Genomic DNA, 20433 nt, shown 5'->3' with positions numbered 1-20433 from the left:
AACAGCCGTTAAGATAACATAGTTACGGCTGTTTATCGGCGGTTAGATGCGGCGCGCCTGCCAGTAAACGCGTTTCCAGTACACATTTTCTAACGAAGAGCGAATGACGCCCTTACTGGTAGATGCGTGAATAAATTCATCATTAGTATCGTAAATACCAACATGCAATCCATTCCCTCCACTACCCGTTTTGAAGAACACTAAATCCCCCGGCATCAGCTCATCGCGAGATACTTTGGTGCCCAGATTGGTTTGCGCTTCAGTGGTTCGGGGTAATTGCATATCAAAACGATCGCGGAAAGTACGATAGACAAAACCGGAGCAATCGACGCCGCGCTGGTCCATTCCGCCATACTGATACGGCGTCCCCTGCCATTGACGCAATTGCTCTTTTAACTGTGCGACAACGACTATCGGGTCAGATAGGTGTCCGCTGGGTGCTGGAGCTCTGCTACTACACCCGGCAAGAATAAGACAGGCCAGAAAAATCCAAAAACGCATCCGCATAGATCTCTCACCGAATATTAAGCCCGGTTGGCTTTCCTTGAGCGGAAACCATAAGAAAACCAAGCTATCATGCTGAATTCATCTGGCTAATCTATATTTCGTGCGCGAAAAAAACAAGTTATCTGAATAAGATAATATTGTTAAAGCTATTTAATCGGCTTCGAATGTATTAACCAAACGCCAAACAGGATAATTGCGGCTCCCAGCGTCTTTAATAAAGTGGCACTTTCGTGGAACCAAGGCAAAGTAACCGCCGCCAGATAAACCAGCGCATAACTAATACTTAAGAGCGGATAAGCCTGATTTAATGGCAAATAACGCAAGGCAAAGAACCAGCACAGCATCGAGAATGCATAGCCGACTAAACCCGCCGTGACGGCGGCAAGTGGCGACAGATGATCGGTGAAGAATTGCAGATCCAAGCCAGCCCAGCTAATCAGCGGTAAATGAATCACCCCCCATTTCAATAATAGCTGCGCCAACGTCACCAACAGCACGCTACCGATTCCCCAGCAGTAACCTTTCATCACGGTAAACTCATCAGCAGAATTCCCAACATAATGGCGACAATGCCTAACCAATGGCGCACGCCAACGGTTTCACCGAAGAAAAAGCGTGATGCCAGCGTGACCAAGACAAAGTTAAAACTGAGCATAGGGTAAGCGATGCTTAAAGGCAGGTGTTGCAGCAGCCGAAGCCACAGCAACATCCCCAATCCGAGCAACAGCACCGCCGTAGCTAACCACCTAACGGTGTGAGCACGACGGCGCGGTTGGTCTGTAGCCCAAATCTGAGCCGCCTGCTTTTGACATAGCTGCCCGGCGCAGGTCAGCAGACTCACCATCAATAACAGCAAGTAACTCATCATGGAATTTGCTTATACCACAGCAACGCCATTCTGCTGTTTTGCGTCACCTGATCCGCTGCAGGCAGGCTTTCTGGCAAGGTTTCACCTCGGGATAACTGCAAGACCAGTGAAACATTCCCCTGTTTACGCGCCTTAGCCAGCCATTGAGGAAAATCTTCAAAACTGACGTAACGATCCGCCGCATCCGGATAGGCTAAACCATAATTCACTTCGCCTTTTTCGCTGAACATAATGATATCACTACGTTTCAACTCCCAAGCCAGACCCGAAGCCACGCCGACGCCATCCGAGAGTATGTAGCGGCTTTGCTCAAGCTCCGCGCTGTTTTGCTGGATAAAATACTGCGGCTGCTTGGAGTTAATCACCTGTTGCGGAATAACATACGCCACCAGCAACGCAAACAGCAGCGGGCAAACGGCCGCCCAGCGCCAATGGCGGGCATTTTGTCGTAGGCTGAGATAGCCGACAAATCCCCATGCAGCAAATGACAGTGTCCCGAGAATCACTTTAATTTTCTCATCGGCGGCATACACCACCAAATGAGAAAATACGCCCAAACCGATCAACAGTACGGCCAACGCGCAGACGGTGCCGAAAATCAGATTGATGTAGCCGTTTACCTTCAGCGCGCGCATTTGCAACTTAGCCACACAATCCTGCGCATAAGCCGCCATAAGCAATGATATCGGCGCAATACACGGCAGAATATAGGTTGGCAATTTGCCTTTTGCGATACTGAAAAATATAAACGGCATCACTGCCCAGCTCAGCAGGAAGAAGAATTCGGGACGAGCAACTCGCTCACGCCAGCCTTTGAGCAATGCCCCCGGCAACAGTCCTAACCAAGGTAATACGCCCAGACAAATCAGCGGCAGGTAATACCAGAATGGCGCTTTGTGCTGTGCGTCTTTCTCGGCAAAGCGCTGAATATGCTCCACCCAGAAGAAATAATGCCAGAAGTCAGGTTCACGTTGCGCAATCGCTAACGCCCAAGGCAGGCTCAACAAACAGGCACTGATGATAGCTATCGGGCCAAACAGCAGCAGCTCTTTGGTTCGACGCTGTTGAATCACAATGGGAATAACCGCAATCACTGGAACGGCCAATGCCAAAAAGCCTTTGGTCATAAAGCCCATGGCACAAACCAGCCCCAAAAATGCATAGGCGGTCATTTTCTGTCGGGAGGTTTTGGCCCTTAGCGTCAGATAAAAACACAGCATCGATGCTGTCAGCCACAGCGTAATCATAGGATCGAGAACGCTATAAGTCCCGATACTGAATACCAGCAGTGAAGAGAGATAAATCAGGCTAGCCAGCAGCGCGGTATTACGATTACGCCACATTAATGTCGCCAGCCAAAATACCAAAATGGCGCTGAGTCCAATACTGAATACTGAGCCAAAACGTACCGCAAAGTTATTATCACCGAAGATCCACTGGCTGATATTATTAAACCAATATCCGGCAATAGGCTTTTCAAAATAACGAATACCCAATAAATGCGGCACGACCCAATCACCCTGCTGTAGCATTTCTCGGCTAATTTCCGCATAGCGGGTTTCATCCGGTTGCCACAGTAAACGGCCGTTCAAGGGCAGGATATATAACACAGCAAAAAAGACCGCCAGTAGCGCTACGCCACCTTTTTTTAACGCGTCGCTCATGAATTTGTCACCTCAGACTGACAGCCTAACCACCCCTCTCTGCCTGGGAAAGCAGAACGCGCAACTTTGCCTATCGGCAAGCTTGAACGATTTTCCGGTAACAATGAGCTTAAAACGCAAAATTCAATTCCTTGCTTCTGCGCTTTCACTAATAAATTTTCAAACATCGCGGCTTGTGACATTCCTTCAACTTCGGCGTGAATGGTATAAACCGGTACTCCGCTGTCCCGCAGAATGGCATCCAGAATAAAATCGTTAAAATCCTGTGGACGGACTTCACTGCCGACGACCTCATCGTAAGTCGGTAATGTTACGGGAATTTGTACACTGCCTTCACTACCATCAGGCAATATTGGCCGAAAAGGATGAGTGCCGCGGCAATCACTGTTATAGCTAAAGTTAAACGGCTGTTTCGCTGCTAATACTCGCTCGTCGGCGCGCCACCCGGCGACCGCAGAGCAACTAACCGGCCCGTCAATACAGTCTTGCAATGCATCCACGCCACGCTGAATCTGATCTTTGAGCTGTTCTTCCGACCAAGTACCGACTTTTGCCTGCCAGCCCTGATGATCCCAAGCGTGCAAGCCAACTTCATGACCGGCAGTCTGCGTTTCTTTCATCACGTAGCCTAAATGTTTGGCAATTAACTTGCCCGGCCAAGCGGTACCGGCCAGCAGAATCTGCCAGCCGTACAGCGAAGCTGCGTTTGAACGCAACATTTTCCATAAGAAACGGGGACGTAGTAGGCGCCATAAATGGCGCCCCATGTTGTCCGGCCCAACGCTAAAAAAGAAACTGGCCTGAATACCGTGTTTATCCAACACACTCAACAGTGAAGGCACCCCATCGCGGGTGCCACGGTAAGTATCGACGTCAATCCTCAGGCCCACTCGTTTCATTTAGCCTTCCCATCATCCTGTTCAATGGATTGATCGTCCAGCGCGCTGCGCAGGAAGAAGTCCAACGTTTCAGCGACAGTTTGCTGCATGGCGATTTCTGGCTGCCAGTTCAACAAACGACGGGCGTTTTCAATGCTCGGCGTGCGATGTTCGACGTCCTGATACCCTTTGCCATAATAAGCGCTGCTTTCAATGGTTTTCATGCCAGCAAACGGCGGGAATTTGTCGCGCAATTCATGTTTCTCAAAGCTGGCCAACAGCATTTCAGCCAGTTCACGAATGCTGGCTTCGTTAGTCGGGTTACCAATATTGATAATCTGACCGTCGCAACGCCCTTCGCGGTTTTCAATGATGCGGAATAAGGCTTCAATACCGTCGTTAATATCAGTAAAGGTGCGTTTCTGTTCCCCGCCGTCAACCAGTTTGATTGGCGAACCTTCCACCAAATTCAATATCAACTGAGTAATGGCACGGGAGCTACCGATACGAGCAGCATCCAGATTATCCAAACGCGGCCCCATCCAGTTAAACGGACGGAATAAGGTAAACTTCAGACCTTCTTTTTCGCCATATGCCCAAATAACTCGATCCAATAATTGCTTGGAGACAGAATAGATCCAGCGCTGTTTATTAATCGGCCCGACAATCAGACGAGAATGATCCTCATCAAACTCTTTATCATCACACATACCATAAACTTCAGAGGTCGATGGGAAAACAATACGTTTATTGTACTTCACGCAGTCACGCACGATTTTGAGGTTCTCTTCAAAATCCAGTTCAAAAACTTTCAGCGGATTACGGGTATATTCAATCGGCGTGGCAATCGCGACCAATGGTAATATCACATCGCACTTCTTAATATGATATTCAATCCATTCCGAGTGAATGCTGATATCACCTTCAACAAAATGGAAGCGCGGATTATGCATAAAACGACCCAGCGCATCAGAACCGATATCCAGACCGTAAACTTCGTAGCCGTCGTCACGTAATAAACGTTCAGTCAGATGGTTACCGATAAATCCATTGACGCCCAGAATCAGGACTCGGGTGCGTCTTTTCTTTTTATTTAGCGGCTTAACCCCTAAACGTACGTCAGCGACCATCCCCATTTCCAATGCCAAACGGCTGCCCTGCACGTACAGTCCAGATTCGCCTTGGCCAGCGATGATTTCCAGCGCGCCCTCACCACAGGCTACCACCAATGGATTGGTGCTAAGGACGGTTCCCGGCAATTTTTGGTGCTCGATGTCCAGTGGCCTGGCACGCCAAACAATCAACTTACGCTGTCCCAAATGGCTGAATGCACCAGGGTAAGGTTCTGTCACTGCGCGTACCAGATTATGTAATTCGCGAGCGGATTTAACCCAATCGATTTCGCCATCGGCGGCGGTACGGCGACCAAAATAGCTGGCGTCCGCTTCATTCTGTGGCGTTAGCGTTAACGGCTCACGCTTCATTTTTGGCAATAAATCCTGCAACAGAGCCTGCGCGGCATCGCGCATTTTTGCATGTAACGTTAGCGCCGTATCCGTATCGCTGATAGCTACTTTACGCTGACCTGCGATGTCGCCCGCATCCGCTCGTTTCACCATTTTGTGCAAGGTTACGCCGGTTTCGGTTTCACCTTTTACCAACGCCCAGTTAATCGGCGCACGACCGCGGTAGCGTGGTAACAATGAGCCGTGCAGGTTGAATGCGCCCTGCGGAGCCAGAGATAAAATTTCATCGCTCAACAAGTTACGATAATAGAATGAAAAAATGACGTCCGGCTGCATTTCGCGGATCTGCTCAACCCACAAAGGATGGTTGACGTCTTCGGGGGCAAACACCGGCAATTGTAGATCGGCGGCAACCCGCGCAACGGAAGAGAAAAAGTGATTCTCTTTCGGATCATCAGTATGGGTAAACACCGCCTGAACGTCATAACCCGCTTCAACCAGTGCATTAATTCCCACGCAGCCAATATCGTGATAGGCAAATACAATCGCTTTCATCATTCTTCTTCCTGAGTTTTTTTGGTCTGCTGAGACTCGACCACTTTTTGCACAAAATAACGGGGGCGAGCGCGTACGTCGTTGTAAATTCGCCCGATGTATTCACCGAGTAAACCCATACCAACGAATTGTGCCCCAATAAACATAAATAACACCGCGAACAGCGTGAACACGCCGCCGCCAGCCCATTCCGGGCCAAAAATCAAACGTAATGCCACCAGCAATACCGATAGGGTAAAACCTGACAGTGCGATGACGCTGCCAACCAGACTGAGCAAACGCAACGGCGTGGTTGTCAGGCAGGTGATCAGGTCGTACATCAGGTTAATCAGCTTCATCAGACTGTATTTGGAGTCGCCAAACTCGCGCTCGGCGTGATGAACCTTAATTTCCGTGGTTTTTCTGGCAAAGGTATTGGCGAGTATCGGAATAAAAGTACTGCGCTCGTGACAGTGTAACATCGCATCAACGATATGCCGACGGTAGGCACGTAACATACAGCCGTAGTCCCCCATCGATTTCCCGGTCGCTTTTTGGATCATCATGTTGATCATCTTGGACGCCGTTTTACGGAACATAGAATCCTGACGATTAGCACGCACGGTACCGACCACGTCATAACCCTCTTCGGCAACGCTAACTAAACGGGGAATTTCCTCCGGCGGGTTTTGCAAATCCGCATCTAACGTAATAACCAGATCGCCACTGACCTGATTAAAACCTGCCATAATGGCAGAATGCTGACCGTAATTACGGTTTAGCAATACGGCAATAATGCAGCTATTCGGTTTTTCTGCCGCAGCAGTGAGCATTTCTGCCGAATTATCGCTGCTGCCGTCATCCACCAAAATAATTTCATAAGGCTGACGTAATAATTGGCAAGCCGCCGAGGTTCGCTCCAATAATGCGGGTAAGCTCTCCTGTTCGTTATAAACAGGGATAACAATCGAGACTTTATTTATTTCTTCAGGCTGTGACACGGCGAGGCCCTATAATAGTTGCTAATGCGTTGACCACGCGGTCAACATCGCTATCTTTCATATCGGGGAACAGAGGCAAAGTACAAAGCCGGGCTGAATTCCACTCGGTATTTGGCAAAGTTAAATCAGGATAACGTTCGCGATAATACTTTTGCGTATGAGCCGCACGGAAATGCAGACCAGAGCCAATACCCAAGGCTTTTAATTCCGCCATGAGGTGATCCCGGTTTATACCGCACTGCTCAAAATCCACCCGAACCATAAATAGATGCCAGGCGTGATGATGAGGATAATCAGGCAATGCCAAAGGTTGTAACGGTGAACCTGCCAATGCCTGAATATAACGTTCAGCCAATGCCTGACGGCGAGCGTTTATTTCCGGCAGCCGTTTAAGTTGCACCACAGCAATAGCCGCGTGAATATCGGATAAATTATATTTATATCCCGGTTCGACCACTTCTGCCTGCGGACTACGGCCTTTTAGCTCACGATCAAAAGCATCAACGCCTAACCCATGAAATTTTAAACGACGTACTTTTTCAGCCAGCGCGTCATCATCGGTTGCGATTAATCCACCCTCGGCACAGGTCATATTCTTAATCGCATGGAAAGAGAAAATCGCCGTTCCCTGCTGCCCTATCCATTTATCGCCGTAGCGCGTTCCAGCCGCATGCGCCGCATCTTCAATCAGCGGAATCTGATGTTGACGAGCAATATGCCTAATCCTGTTTAAATCACAGGGCGCGCCAGCATAATGCACCGGAATAATCGCCTTGGTTTTAGGGGTAATAGCGGCGGAAATACTTTCAGCGCTTACCATCAGTGTGTCCCTATCAACATCGACCATCACCGGAACAGCGCCCAATAACTCAATCATATTGAGGGTAGAAACCCAGGTTTGAGAAGGTGTAATCACTTCATCGCCCGGCCCAACTCCCAGCGCCATTAAAGTAATATGCATTCCCGCCGTGGCAGAACACACCGCTACGGCATGTTTGCAACCAAAAGCCTGGCAAAACTCGCGTTCTAATTGTTGATTCTTCGGTCCGGTGGTAATCCACCCTGATGTCAGAACTTCTGTAACGGCAGCAATTTCTTCACTGCCAATAGCAGGAACAGAGAAAGGTAAGAAATTTTCCATGAATGTACCCAGTAGGACACAACAAATTTAACGTCACTATAAGTCGGAGTAAGTTAACGAAAACTAAACGCGGCCACGATTGCTCTCACTGCACAGCACTGATAAATGTAGACAATGAATCTTAATCCAACCTTAAGAACAGAAAAAAAAGCATTATTTTGTGTTGTATGCGTAAAGTTTAGCCAGAAGTGACTAAATGTAAATGTTCTGATAAATCAAGAGAGTAAATTTCATTTTTGGCTACACAAACCAAACAAACGTGAATGTTTTCAGATTTAAACTCAGTTTCAGTTATATAAATAACCAAAACCCCAAAATAATGATAACCATATAATTTATGAAAATGATTTAAATAAAATAATAAACTCTTTGTGTGACGCTTTGGGTTAATAAAATAACCATACCTCAGTCATTCATTGCTGCATCGCGTTATTCAGAAATAAGAAGTTAGGGTGGTGTGCACGAAAGGATAAGAAAATACAGAAAAGGTCTGATCAATATCTTATTATCGAAAATAATGTACATTGGCAGCGATGTTCCCCATCTCTGCCAATAATGACCCAGCTTAATGCGTATTCACTATATGTGAGGATATCGATGAACAGTCAAAATCAAATCCGACTGTTCCTCTTTCACTTGAAATTTCATGTTACTTACTACATATGACTCATTTGACGAAGGTAGAAATGCCTTTGTATTTTAAGTGATGAGCTGACTTTTTAAACGATGTTTGTGACTTATTTTATCAAAAACGTGCCCAATCTCATATTCGTTATGAGATAAGTTTTTCGCCTGACGAATTACGGCGCCATAAGTTATCTTCGTTCCGTTGATATTCACTCCATACTCAGTTTTTTTAGCTTCAACTAAAAATCTTTTGACCTGATGTGGATGTAAGTAGGCTGAGAAGCGACCAAATGTTACGCACTGGCCTTTATTATCCATACCAAGCACCCGATTTTTTTCGCTTTTAAGACCCAACCCAATATTTAAATAGTCATTGTTTTCAATTGGTTTACCCACCATGCTAGCACCCTCATAACAGAATAAAGAAAAAGACATTTATAGAGAAAAACCATCCGACTCTATCCGCTCTATACGCGCATCTGAAATAAACTGTTCCATTATGGATAACAACCCTGGTATATCCATTCCATATAGCGGAAGCCGTAGCCAACAGATCACATCATTTTTTTCATCAAAGGCAAAAACCGGCTGCCACAAATAATCTGTTGGCCTATTTTTATTCAATAAACCAATCATTTCCTTTAATGACAATTTGCTCACCATACCCACAAGGGCCTGAAGCATCCAGTATTCTTGATCTATAGCGCAGAGATTTAATTGCAAAGCATCATCAATGGTCAACGTAATGATATCTTGATTTTCAGCTATCTCTGGAGCCTCAAAACCTATAGCAACCAATAATTCATAAATAATAAGATGAAATTGCCTTAAATGGCTCACCGATAGTGGCCCTCTGAGAAAGTTTGACGGAGTGACTTCCTTACCAAGCAATAATTGCATTAGACATATAATCCAATCTATAAAATATCGATGGTGCCATTGGGTTATTATATTGAATTGAGCGAAAAAACAGAGTCAACCTCTTCTAATAATAGCTAGGCCAACGCCATCTTATATCCGCTATTAAATTATTGAATAATTAACAATCTAAATAATTTAATGTAATGAATATTAACTCTGACAGACAATCCAATTCTGTTGATTGAAACTGTGTAATTGAAAATCCACCTCAAAAACCGGCGATAATATCTCTGGTCGCATCACTTCCCGCGTTTCGCCCTGCGCAACCAGTTTTCCCTGCGCCAGTAACCAGATTCTGTCGGCCTGTTGCAAGCTATGATTCAGATCGTGAGCGCTGACAATCACACTGCGACCGCTGGCGCAAAACTCCCGTAGCAGCGCGTCTAACGCAACTTTTTGCGCCACATCAAGGCTATTGGTTGGCTCATCAAGTAGTAATAGTTGGCTATGATGATTTACCGTTGGCCATACCTGTAACAAAATAGCCGCCAGCCTAACCCGCTGCCATTCTCCGCCGGAAAGATGAGTGAGAGAACGCGGCAGCTTATCGGCTAAACGTAATTTTTCACATAAATAACCGATGGTTATCGCCACGGCTTCCGAATCCGCACCTACGGGCTGATGCAACGAGAGATATTGAAATACCGGCATCAGGCTAACCGAAGTCTGCTGCTGACTGAGATAAGCCCGATACCGCGCTAATTCAGCGCCGGAATACTGCGCAAGAGGCATTGCGCCCAGCGAAATAAACCCTGCGGCAGGTAATACACCCGCGGCACAGGCTAGCAAGGTACTCTTTCCCGCGCCGTTCGGGCCAATAAGATGTATTTGCAACCCAGCATCAACCTGCGCTGAAAACGGGGCCAATCGGCCCGCAACACTGACATCCTTGAGTTGCAATAACGTCACAATAATCTCGTTAGCTAATAAGTTAAGTGAAAACTAGTGCTGAGCCAGCGCCTGAACGATCGCAGCAATGATTGTCGGATCTTCCGGCGTCATATCCGGTGAGAAACGCTGAATAACCGTGCCGTCCCGGCCAATTAGGAACTTTTCGAAGTTCCACAATATATCGCCGACCTGTTTTGGTGCTCGCCCCTTACTGCTCATTCGCTGGAAAAACTCGCTGTTCGCAGGCGTTAAAGCCTGTGGCTTAGCGGAAATTAATTGTTGATACAAGGAGTGACGGCCTGGGCCATTAACTTCTACTTTACTGAACATCGGGAATTCTACGCCAAAGGTACCACGGCAAAATGCCTGGATCTCTTCATCGCTGCCTGGCTCCTGACCGGCAAACTCATTGCTCGGAAATCCTAAAACGTCAAAACCTTGGTGATGATAGGCTTTGTACAGTTTTTCAAGACCTTCATATTGTTTGGTCAGTCCGCACTCGGAGGCAACGTTCACCACCAGCAGCACAGAGCCTTTATAGGCCTTCAACGACGTCATTTGATGATCGATGGTATGTAGTTCAGTTGCATAAATCGGAGCGGTCATCGGATGTCATCCTTATTGTAGAGAGTTAAATTTTTATTATAGAGAGCTAAACCTTTACCGAATTAACCTTGAGCGATATTAATGCAAAGTCCTCTTGAAGCGACGATAAGCAGGTTATCCGTTCACTACTCTACGCTTTTCACCCTAATCAGTAACCAGATAAACAGCGGTGCTCCCAGCGTTGCGGTCACCACGCCAATCGGCAATTCCGCGGAAAACAAGGCAACACGGGCAATCACATCGGCGAGCAGTAGCACTCCTGCCCCGGCCAGAGCGCAGCCTGTTAACAGGAATCGCTGATCGGTCAGCCCGGTTAATCGCAAAATATGTGGGATCACCAGACCGACAAAGCCAATCACACCGGCTAATGCAACGCTGGTGCCTACCAGCAGACCGATAGCCAACACTAATAGATTTCGCCACAGATGAAGTGAGACCCCAAGCTGTCGAGCCTGCTGTTCTCCCAGCGCCATATAGTTCAGGATTCTTCCTTGCAGACAAAGCCAAATCACCACTGGCAATAACAGCAACACGAGTAACCACTGCCGCCAATCTATCCCGCTAAAACCGCCCATCATCCAATACATCAGCTGACGTAGATCCAGACTGGTACTGAAATAAACCGCCCACGTCATCACTGCACTGCATACAATCCCCAAAGCTACACCAACCAGCAACAATCTGGCATTGGTTAAACGTCGGCGTCGGGCAAAGGCCAGTAACAGCGAGGTCATTAGCAACGCACCGATAATTGCACTCAGACTCAGCACCCACACCGGCAGCAAGCCGTGCCCAAATAAAACCGCCAGCACCAGCGCCAGCCCAGCGCCGTTCGCCACGCCTAATAACCCCGGTTCGGCCAACGGATTCTCGAACAAGCTTTGCATTATGGCTCCCGCTACCGCCAGACTGGCACCAACCATCATTACAGCTAATGCTCTAGGTAAACGCAGTTGCCATACAAATAATTTTCCACCGGCGCTTAGCCACCGATCGGGCCATATCCAAACCTCACCCGCGCAAAGAGCAAGCGACAGAGCCAGTAACATGCCGCAGGCGAGAAGCCCGAGATAACGACGATCCCGCCGCAGCTGGCGCTGTTGGAGTAAGATAAATGTCTGACTTATCTGCATAACATTCTGCAATCCTGCTGACAGAACATGACTGGGAAAACAGGATCATGATCCGAGATAGAAAAAGGCTTGGCGCCTAGGTTTAATGACAGATATTAGGGGGTTAGCAGGACAAGTGAAAGTTTTGTGTAGCAAGGACGCGGATTTTATTCGTAAATACAATCATTGACGCCTTCCTACGAGAGAGACACGGCAGGAAAGCGTAGAAATTCCTTAGCGATGCTGGCCCCCTACTGCGGTGAATTGGACGGTTGCCCGTGATTCCCGTAATTCGGGTGGTTTTCATTATGTTGGCTTTCATCTCGATGATTGTGTCCGCGATCTTCACCGCTTCCCCAGGATGAATAAAGAGAAATCGCATTTCTGGCTCTACTAGCTATAAGCTTAAAAAAGAAAAAGGCCGCTTACGCGGCCTTTTTTGTCGGATTACTCACTCTTTGGGAGTGGCATTCTCTACCCGGCTTTTTAGCTTCTGCCCAGGACGGAAAGTCACCACACGGCGCGCCGTAATAGGAATGTCCTCACCGGTCTTCGGATTACGGCCCGGACGTTGGTTTTTGTCTCGCAGATCAAAATTGCCAAAGCCAGACAATTTGACCTGTTCGCCATTCTCCAGAGCACGACGTACCTCTTCAAAGAATAACTCTACCAGGTCTTTGGCATCCCGTTTGCTAAGCCCAAGCTTTTCAAACAGATGTTCTGACATTTCAGCTTTAGTAAGCGCCATAGGTTCAATCCCTCAAGGATGCTTGGAATCGCTGTTTTAACGCCTCTACACATTTTGCAACGGTAGCGGCGATCTCCTCTTCTTCCAGTGTACGGGCGGTATCCTGCAACACCAGACTAATAGCGAGGCTTTTATAACCCTCGGCTACGCCCTTGCCACGGTACACATCAAACAAGTTTACGCCAACTACCTGATTTGCGCCAACTTTCTTACACTCTGCCAAAATATCTTCTGCGGGAACGTTTTCGGCCACCACAACAGCGATATCTCGACGGTTTGCCGGGAAGCGCGAAATCTCGCTGGCCTGAGGCACGGCGCGGTCTGCGACCTTATTCCACAACAATTCGAACACCACAGTTCGGCCGTTCAGATCGAGCTTACGCTCCAGTTCAGGATGAACTACACCAATGAAACCAATGTGTTCTCCCGCTAAATAAATTGCAGCACTTTGACCCGGATGCAGTGCGGAATGCGATTCTGCACGGAACTGAACGTCAGATAATTTGCCGGTAAGCTCCAGAATTGCTTCCAAATCCCCCTTCAAATCATAGAAGTCCACCGGCTGACGCGCCAGATCCCAATGCTCATCATAGCGGTTACCGGCAATCACACCAGCTAGCATTACGTCCTGTCGAATACCTAAATCTGCTGTATTATCAGGAACAAAGCGTAAACCACTCTCAAACAAACGCAGGCGAGATTGCTGACGATTCTGGTTATAAACCACCGCCGTTAGCAGACCCGTCAGTAAAGACAAGCGCATTGCCGACATATCCACGGAAATCGGACTTGGCAAAATCAGAGGCTCTTGACTCGGATGCAATAAAGCCTGGATTTTTGGATCAACAAAACTGTAAGTAATTGCTTCTTGATAGCCACGATCGACCAATAATGCCTTCACACGCTTCAATGGTAGGTCAGCTTCGCGATGTTTGGTCATCACCAAATCTGCTTTTACCGGCACATCTGGGATATTGTTGTAACCGTAAATACGAGCAACTTCTTCCACCAAGTCTTCTTCGATTTCCATATCGAAACGCCAGCTCGGTGCAACTGCCTGCCAGTTATCACACTGCTCAGTCACCTGGCAACCCAAACGACGCAAGATATCGGTAACCTGTTCACTTGGCACATGATGACCGATCAGGCGATCCAGTTTTTCACGACGCAGATTAATCGTGGCGCGTTTCGGCAAATCTGCTTCTGAAGTGACGTCAATAATCGGACCGGCTTCACCGCCACAAATATCCATCAGTAAACGCGTTGCTCGTTCCATCGCCTTATGTTGCAACGCAGGGTCGACACCACGCTCATAACGATGTGAAGCGTCGGTATGCAAACCTTGACGGCGCGCACGCCCGGTGATGGACAGCGGATTAAAGAAAGCACATTCCAGCAATACGTTCTGAGTTGCCTCATTAACGCCTGAATGTTCGCCGCCAAAAATACCGGCCATAGCCAGCGCTTTCTGCTTATCGGCGATAACCAGCGTATCTGCGCTCAGTTTGGCTTTAGTACCGTCCAGCAGCGTCAACTCTTCCGCTTCTGCAGCCATACGAACAATGATTTCGCCGTCGATACGATCCACGTCAAACGCATGCATCGGCTGGCCCAGTTCTAACAATACGTAGTTAGTCACATCAACAACCGGATCGATAGAGCGGATACCACAACGACGCAGTTTTTCACGCATCCACAACGGCGTAGCGGCCTTAACGTTAATCCCCTTCACTACGCGTCCCAGATAACGTGGGCACGCCTGCGGCGCATCCACGCGAATTGGGAAGGTATCGCTGATGGTTGCAGCAACCGGGCTCATATCCGGTTCGGTCAAAGCTAACTGATTCACTACCGCGACATCGCGAGCAACACCGAGAATACCCAAACAGTCGGCACGGTTTGGCGTAACGCTGATTTCGATAGTTTTATCATTCAGTTGCAGATATTCACGGATATCGGCGCCAATTGGCGCATCCAGTGGCAACTCGATAATCCCGTCGTGATCGTCAGAAATACCCAGTTCAGAGAATGAGCACAGCATCCCTTCTGAAGGTTCACCACGTAGTTTCGCAGCCTTAATCTTAAAATTACCCGGTAAAACCGCGCCCACGGTCGCTACAGCAACCTTCAGCCCTTGACGACAGTTAGGTGCGCCGCAGACGATATCTAGCAGACGATCACCACCGACATTAATTTTCGTTACACGCAATTTGTCTGCGTTGGGATGCTGCCCGCACTCCACAACTTCACCAACGACCACGCCGTGGAATGCACCGGCGACGTCATCAACGCCGTCAACTTCCAGTCCAGCCATGGTGATTTGGTGGGCTAATTCGTCACTGCTAATGGTTGGGTTTACCCATTCGCGTAACCAAAATTCACTGAATTTCATGAGATATACCCGCCTTACTTAAACTGTTTGAGGAAACGCAGATCGTTTTCGAAGAATGCACGCAGGTCGGTCACGCCGTAACGCAGCATGGTTAAACGCTCCATGCCCATCCCGAAAGCAAAGCCAGAGTAGATCTCTGGATCAATACCGACGTTACGCAATACGTTAGGGTGAACCATACCGCAGCCTAATACTTCCAGCCATTTACCGTTTTTACCCATCACATCCACTTCGGCAGAAGGTTCGGTGAACGGGAAATAGGATGGGCGGAAGCGGATCTGTAGGTCTTCCTCAAAGAAGTTTTGCAGGAAATCATGCAAAGTACCTTTCAGATTGGTAAAGCTGATATCGCGGTCGACAATCAAACCTTCCATCTGATGGAACATAGGTGTGTGCGTTTGGTCGTAGTCATTCCGATAAACCCGGCCAGGAACAATAATACGGATTGGCGGCTGTTGGCCCTGCATGGTGCGAATCTGCACGCCTGAAGTCTGAGTGCGCAGCAAACGCGTTGCGTCGAACCAGAAGGTATCATGATCGGCACGCGCCGGATGATGAGCCGGAATATTCAGCGCATCAAAGTTATGATAGTCATCTTCGATTTCCGGGCCTGACGCCACGGAGAAGCCCAACTCACCAAAAAAGGTTTCGATGCGATCGATGGTACGGGTAACAGGATGCAAGCCCCCGTTTTCCATCCGGCGACCAGGCAGCGAGACATCGATAGTTTCTTGAGCCAAACGCGCGTTCAGAACTGCTGATTCCAGCAGTTCTTTTCGCGCATTCAACGCGTCCTGAACCTCTTGTTTTGCCTGATTAATCACGGCACCTGCTGCTGGGCGCTCTTCGGCTGGCAGCTCACGTAGCGACGTCATTTGGAGGGTCAAATGGCCTTTTTTGCCTAGATATTCGACGCGCACCAAATCCAACGCGGCAACATCCTGGGCCTCTTCTACGGCTGCTTTAGCTTTGGCAACCAGCTCTGCGAGATGTGGCATTGTTTTCCTCTTCCTCTGGCCGGTATGGCCCGCTTGTAGTTATTAAACTGCTATTTAAACCGCTGGATAAAACTGTTTTGTGTAAAAATTCTCTCTATTATTGCGCCCTGTCCCACAGAGGCCTAGACGTTATCGAACAACAAGATATTGATCTTCTGACACATATTTTACTGCGTGCGGCCAGAATTGGAAACCTTGGTTCAATAGGTTCAAGCACATACTTGAGGTATAGAAACAAAAAAGCCTCCACGGTGGGAGGCTTCGGCGCTACTTTTCGTTTCTTTTCTTACGCGCAAGCCTCCTGAAATCAGGTGCTAAAGTAAAAAAAGAAACGGAAAATAACTGATTGCATCATTATCTAACCTTACGAATAACAAAACGCTGTTGAACGATAAGTCTGTTGACTGATTAGTTATCCTGACAAAATTTGCCAAGGTTACAAAGATTAAAAGAGGGAGCAAGCTCCCTCTTTCATTCTGACTTACGCCAGCGCTGCTTTCGCTTTTTCTACCAGAGCGGCAAATGCCACTTTGTCGAATACTGCGATGTCAGCCAGGATCTTACGGTCGATTTCAACAGAAGCCTTTTTCAGACCATTGATGAAACGGCTGTAAGACAGACCGCTCTGACGAGCAGCTGCGTTAATACGTGCAATCCACAGTTGGCGGAATTGACGCTTCCGTTGACGGCGGTCACGGTAGGCGTATTGGCCTGCCTTGATCACTGCCTGGAATGCAACACGATAAACGCGCGAACGGGCACCGTAGTAACCTTTCGCCTGCTTTAAAATCTTTTTGTGACGTGCACGTGCTACCACACCACGTTTTACGCGAGCCATGTACTTCTCCTATCGTCTTAATTCAAACCAAAAATACTTATGCGTACGGCAGACATGCCACGACCAGACCCAGATCGTTCTTAGATACCAGGCCTTTAGGACGTAAATGACGTTTACGCTTAGTAGCTTTTTTGGTCAAAATATGACGCAGGTTAGCATGCTTACGCTTAAAACCACCGTTGGCGGTCTTTTTGAAGCGCTTAGCGGCGCCGCGTACTGTCTTAATCTTTGGCATTGAATATATCCACTTCGCATTGTTAATTACAACGAGCTAGCTAGGCGAACAGGCTCATACCGCACAAGGCGCTATGAAACCTGCTACTTGAATGCCTTACTGTCTCTTCTTAGGTGCGAGCACCATGATCATCTGACGACCTTCGATACGAGTCGGGAAGGACTCGACAACGGCCAGATCAGAATCTTCACACAGGTCTTTACGGACGCGGTTAAGCACTTCCATACCGATCTGCTGGTGCGCCATTTCACGCCCACGGAACCGCAGGGTGATTTTGGCTTTATCGCCATCTTCCAGAAAGCGAATCAGGTTGCGTAGTTTGACCTGATAGTCGCCATCATCGGTACCAGGACGGAATTTGATTTCCTTGACCTGAATAACTTTTTGCTTCTTCTTCTGTTCTTTCGTCGATTTGCTCTTCTCGTAGAGGAACTTGCCGTAATCCATAATACGGCAAACCGGCGGCTCGGCATTCGGACTGATTTCTACTAAATCAACACCAGCTTCCTCGGCTTTTTCAAGAGCTTCATTCAGACTGACAATGCCAATCTGCTCACCATCAACGCCTGTTAAGCGAACTTCTGTGGCGCGAATCTCTTTGTTAATGCGATTAGGACGCGCCGGTTGAACTCGTTTTCCGCCTTTAATACTTTATTCCTCCAGTTGATGAAGACTACGGCTGCGAATCTCTGTTAGCAGCTTGTCTACGACCACGTTGACATCCAAGCTTCCCAAGTCTTTACCGCGACGAGTACGAACGGCAACTTTGCCTGATTCGATCTCTTTATCGCCGCAGACCAACATATATGGAACCCGACGCAACGTATGTTCACGAATTTTAAAGCCAATCTTCTCGTTTCTCAAGTCCGCTTTCACCCTAATCCCTGCATCTTGCAGTTTTTTGGTTACTTCTTGGACATATTCAGCTTGGCTATCAGTGATATTCATCACTACAACTTGCACCGGAGCAATCCAAGTAGGGAAGAAGCCAGCATACTCTTCGGTTAAGATACCGATGAAGCGCTCCATTGACCCTAAAATTGCCCGGTGAATCATAACCGGAACCTGACGATCGTTGTTTTCGCCGATGTAAGACGCACTTAAGCGACCCGGTAATGAGAAATCGAGCTGTACGGTACCACACTGCCACGCACGATCCAAACAATCATGCAGAGTAAACTCAATTTTTGGTCCGTAGAACGCCCCTTCACCCGGCTGATAATCAAACGGAATACCATTTTCAGTCAGCGCTGCGGCCAAATCTTCTTCAGCCCGAGTCCAGAGTTCGTCGCTACCGATACGTTTTTCCGGGCGAGTAGACAATTTCACCACGATCTTTTCAAAGCCGAAGGTGCTGTACATATCGTACACCATCTTAATACAGCTATTGACTTCATCGCGAACCTGCTCTTCAGTACAGAAAACGTGAGCATCGTCCTGAGTAAAGCCACGCACGCGCATCAGACCATGCAAAGCGCCGGACGGTTCGTTACGGTGACAGCTACCAAATTCTGCCATACGCAGCGGCAGGTCACGGTAAGATTTCAACCCTTGGTTAAAGATCTGTACGTGCCCTGGACAGTTCATTGGCTTAATGCAGTACTCGCGGTTTTCCGATGAAGTGGTAAACATATGCTCAGCATAGTTTTCCCAGTGACCGGTTTTTTCCCACAGTACGCGGTCCATCATGAATGGGCCTTTAACTTCCTGATATTGATACTCTTTGAGCTTCATCCGCACAAAGGTTTCCAGCTCGCGGAAGATAGTCCAACCGTCGTTATGCCAGAACACCATGCCAGGCGCTTCTTCCTGCATGTGATAGAGGTCAAGCTGTTTACCGATTTTACGGTGGTCACGCTTGGCGGCCTCTTCCAGACGCTGCAAATAGGCGTTTAGCTGCTTTTTATCACCCCACGCGGTGCCATAGATGCGCTGCAACATTTTATTTTTGCTATCGCCGCGCCAGTAAGCGCCGGAGGTTTTTTGCAATTTAAAATGATGACAGAAGCGCATGTTCGGTACGTGTGGACCACGGCACATATCGACATATTCTTCATGATGATACAGACCTGGGCGATCATCGCGGCTGATATTCTCATCGAGAATCGCCACTTTATATTCTTCGCCACGGGCTGCAAAAATATCGCGAGCTTCCTGCCAGCTCACTTTCTTCTTGATCACATCATAATCTTTGTCAGCGAGCTCATGCATCCGCTTTTCCAGCAGATCCAGGTCTTCCTGCGTCAGAGTCTGTTCCAAATCGACGTCATAATAGAAACCGTTGTCGATAGTCGGACCAATCGCCATTTTGGTGTTTGGCCACAGCTGCTTGATAGCGTGTCCCAACAAATGCGCACAGGAATGGCGGAGAATTTCCAGCCCTTCGGCGTCTTTGGTGGTAATAATGGCTAATTGCGCATCGGATTCGATCAGATCGGTCGCATCCACCAACTCACCGTTAACACGGCCAGCGATACAGGCTTTTGCTAACCCGGGACCGATATCCATAGCGACATCAAGCACAGAAACAGCTTTGTCAAAATGACGTTGGCTGCCATCAGGAAGGGTAATTACGGGCATTCTAATTCCTTATTTACAGTGGTGACCCACACGACAGATCACATGTAATATACAATTATTGTTTGAATTCAAAGAGTTGCATTCACAATTTAACCCACGCTTGTTAAATTGGTACGCAACTTGGTACACATATCGTTTTGTGTCTTCTAACTCGCCACGAAATGAGTAACCATATTATCACTACTGAATACAATGATAAACACACCCTTACCTGCCGAAACCAGTATGGTTTTTATAAAAGCACAAACTCAGATTTAAGGATGGCCAAAATCGACCAGCACAATCCAGATCCGACCGGCGTCCCTGCCAAATATTCCAAATCACTCAGGCTTTAGTGGCCACTTAATATCTGATGCGTTCGATGTATCTATCCGCATCAGCAGTACACGATAATGTTTCCAAGAAATAAGAGATCCTCTCTCATCT

The 20433-nt window shown here is 47.8% G+C and carries 22 protein-coding genes and 1 other annotated feature; all 22 genes read right to left on the bottom strand.

All coding sequences use genetic code 11. From position 1 onward, the window contains the following. Positions 1–42 precede the first annotated feature (42 nt). Complete coding sequence (locus AD970_RS13650; RefSeq protein ID WP_049600068.1) at positions 43–507, bottom strand: C40 family peptidase; 465 nt, start codon at positions 505–507, stop codon at positions 43–45. Between the two features lie 146 nt (positions 508–653). Next, positions 654–1034 carry a 4-amino-4-deoxy-L-arabinose-phosphoundecaprenol flippase subunit ArnF gene (arnF, locus tag AD970_RS13645; RefSeq protein WP_049600066.1) on the bottom strand — a complete coding sequence of 127 codons (381 nt, stop codon included), beginning with the start codon at positions 1032–1034 and terminating at the stop codon, positions 654–656. Continuing rightward, positions 1034–1375 (bottom strand): 4-amino-4-deoxy-L-arabinose-phosphoundecaprenol flippase subunit ArnE, encoded by a 342-nt coding sequence (arnE, locus tag AD970_RS13640; RefSeq protein WP_049600063.1) that lies wholly within the window; start codon positions 1373–1375, stop codon positions 1034–1036. Before arnE ends, arnF begins: the two co-directional genes overlap by 1 nt. Further along, positions 1372–3039, bottom strand: a complete 1668-nt coding sequence (gene arnT, locus AD970_RS13635; protein WP_049600061.1) for a lipid IV(A) 4-amino-4-deoxy-L-arabinosyltransferase — start codon at positions 3037–3039, stop codon at positions 1372–1374. The genes arnE and arnT overlap by 4 nt, the downstream gene beginning before the upstream one ends. Then, entirely contained in the window at positions 3036–3938 is a 903-nt protein-coding gene (gene arnD, locus AD970_RS13630) for a 4-deoxy-4-formamido-L-arabinose-phosphoundecaprenol deformylase (RefSeq protein WP_049600059.1), read from the bottom strand. Before arnD ends, arnT begins: the two co-directional genes overlap by 4 nt. Next, positions 3935–5938, bottom strand: a complete 2004-nt coding sequence (gene arnA, locus AD970_RS13625) for a bifunctional UDP-4-amino-4-deoxy-L-arabinose formyltransferase/UDP-glucuronic acid oxidase ArnA (RefSeq protein WP_049600331.1) — start codon at positions 5936–5938, stop codon at positions 3935–3937. The genes arnD and arnA overlap by 4 nt, the downstream gene beginning before the upstream one ends. Then, positions 5938–6918 carry an undecaprenyl-phosphate 4-deoxy-4-formamido-L-arabinose transferase gene (gene arnC, locus AD970_RS13620; RefSeq protein ID WP_049600056.1) on the bottom strand — a complete coding sequence of 327 codons (981 nt, stop codon included), beginning with the start codon at positions 6916–6918 and terminating at the stop codon, positions 5938–5940. The genes arnA and arnC overlap by 1 nt, the downstream gene beginning before the upstream one ends. Then, complete coding sequence (arnB, locus tag AD970_RS13615; protein WP_049600053.1) at positions 6905–8059, bottom strand: UDP-4-amino-4-deoxy-L-arabinose aminotransferase; 1155 nt, start codon at positions 8057–8059, stop codon at positions 6905–6907. The genes arnC and arnB overlap by 14 nt, the downstream gene beginning before the upstream one ends. Positions 8060–8758: 699 nt before the next feature. Next, the gene (locus AD970_RS13610) at positions 8759–9085 is read right to left on the bottom strand and encodes a hypothetical protein (RefSeq protein ID WP_157045529.1); all 327 of its coding nucleotides are present in this window, start codon (positions 9083–9085) and stop codon (positions 8759–8761) included. Positions 9086–9121: 36 nt separating this feature from the next. Then, positions 9122–9586: a CesT family type III secretion system chaperone gene (locus tag AD970_RS13605; protein ID WP_049600049.1), complete on the bottom strand. Its 465-nt coding sequence runs from the start codon at positions 9584–9586 to the stop codon at positions 9122–9124. A 171-nt stretch (positions 9587–9757) separates the two neighbouring features. Continuing rightward, positions 9758–10516: a vitamin B12 ABC transporter ATP-binding protein BtuD gene (gene btuD, locus AD970_RS13600; protein WP_049600046.1), complete on the bottom strand. Its 759-nt coding sequence runs from the start codon at positions 10514–10516 to the stop codon at positions 9758–9760. Positions 10517–10549: 33 nt separating this feature from the next. Then, positions 10550–11104 carry a glutathione peroxidase gene (locus AD970_RS13595; protein WP_049600044.1) on the bottom strand — a complete coding sequence of 185 codons (555 nt, stop codon included), beginning with the start codon at positions 11102–11104 and terminating at the stop codon, positions 10550–10552. A gap of 125 nt (positions 11105–11229) precedes the next feature. Continuing rightward, positions 11230–12237 (bottom strand): vitamin B12 ABC transporter permease BtuC, encoded by a 1008-nt coding sequence (gene btuC, locus AD970_RS13590; RefSeq protein ID WP_049600041.1) that lies wholly within the window; start codon positions 12235–12237, stop codon positions 11230–11232. Positions 12238–12667: 430 nt separating this feature from the next. Next, positions 12668–12964, bottom strand: coding sequence for an integration host factor subunit alpha (gene ihfA / locus AD970_RS13580; protein WP_004717732.1), 297 nt, complete (start codon positions 12962–12964; stop codon positions 12668–12670). 4 nt (positions 12965–12968) lie between these two features. After that, positions 12969–15356 carry a phenylalanine--tRNA ligase subunit beta gene (gene pheT, locus AD970_RS13575; protein ID WP_049600037.1) on the bottom strand — a complete coding sequence of 796 codons (2388 nt, stop codon included), beginning with the start codon at positions 15354–15356 and terminating at the stop codon, positions 12969–12971. 14 nt (positions 15357–15370) lie between these two features. Beyond that, positions 15371–16354, bottom strand: coding sequence for a phenylalanine--tRNA ligase subunit alpha (gene pheS / locus AD970_RS13570; RefSeq protein ID WP_049600035.1), 984 nt, complete (start codon positions 16352–16354; stop codon positions 15371–15373). Between the two features lie 233 nt (positions 16355–16587). Then, positions 16588–16710: a sequence feature (Phe leader region), on the bottom strand. Next, the gene (pheM, locus tag AD970_RS20570) at positions 16662–16706 is read right to left on the bottom strand and encodes a pheST operon leader peptide PheM (protein ID WP_353739695.1); all 45 of its coding nucleotides are present in this window, start codon (positions 16704–16706) and stop codon (positions 16662–16664) included. It overlaps the preceding feature by 45 nt. Positions 16711–16835: 125 nt before the next feature. Further along, positions 16836–17192, bottom strand: coding sequence for a 50S ribosomal protein L20 (gene rplT, locus AD970_RS13565; protein ID WP_004717737.1), 357 nt, complete (start codon positions 17190–17192; stop codon positions 16836–16838). Positions 17193–17229: 37 nt separating this feature from the next. Beyond that, positions 17230–17427, bottom strand: coding sequence for a 50S ribosomal protein L35 (gene rpmI, locus AD970_RS13560; RefSeq protein WP_002211834.1), 198 nt, complete (start codon positions 17425–17427; stop codon positions 17230–17232). Between the two features lie 96 nt (positions 17428–17523). Next, complete coding sequence (infC, locus tag AD970_RS18950; protein WP_002227898.1) at positions 17524–18075, bottom strand: translation initiation factor IF-3; 552 nt, start codon at positions 18073–18075, stop codon at positions 17524–17526. 3 nt (positions 18076–18078) lie between these two features. Further along, positions 18079–20007 (bottom strand): threonine--tRNA ligase, encoded by a 1929-nt coding sequence (gene thrS, locus AD970_RS13550; RefSeq protein WP_049600033.1) that lies wholly within the window; start codon positions 20005–20007, stop codon positions 18079–18081. 320 nt (positions 20008–20327) lie between these two features. Continuing rightward, a partial coding sequence (locus AD970_RS20355) for a tail fiber assembly protein (protein ID WP_162199327.1) occupies positions 20328–20433 on the bottom strand: 106 nt, incomplete at its 5' end.

Source organism: Yersinia nurmii (assembly GCF_001112925.1).
Classification (GTDB): domain Bacteria; phylum Pseudomonadota; class Gammaproteobacteria; order Enterobacterales; family Enterobacteriaceae; genus Yersinia; species Yersinia nurmii.
Note: the sequence above shows the minus strand (reverse complement) of the source record. Positions and strands in the feature narration are given on the sequence as shown.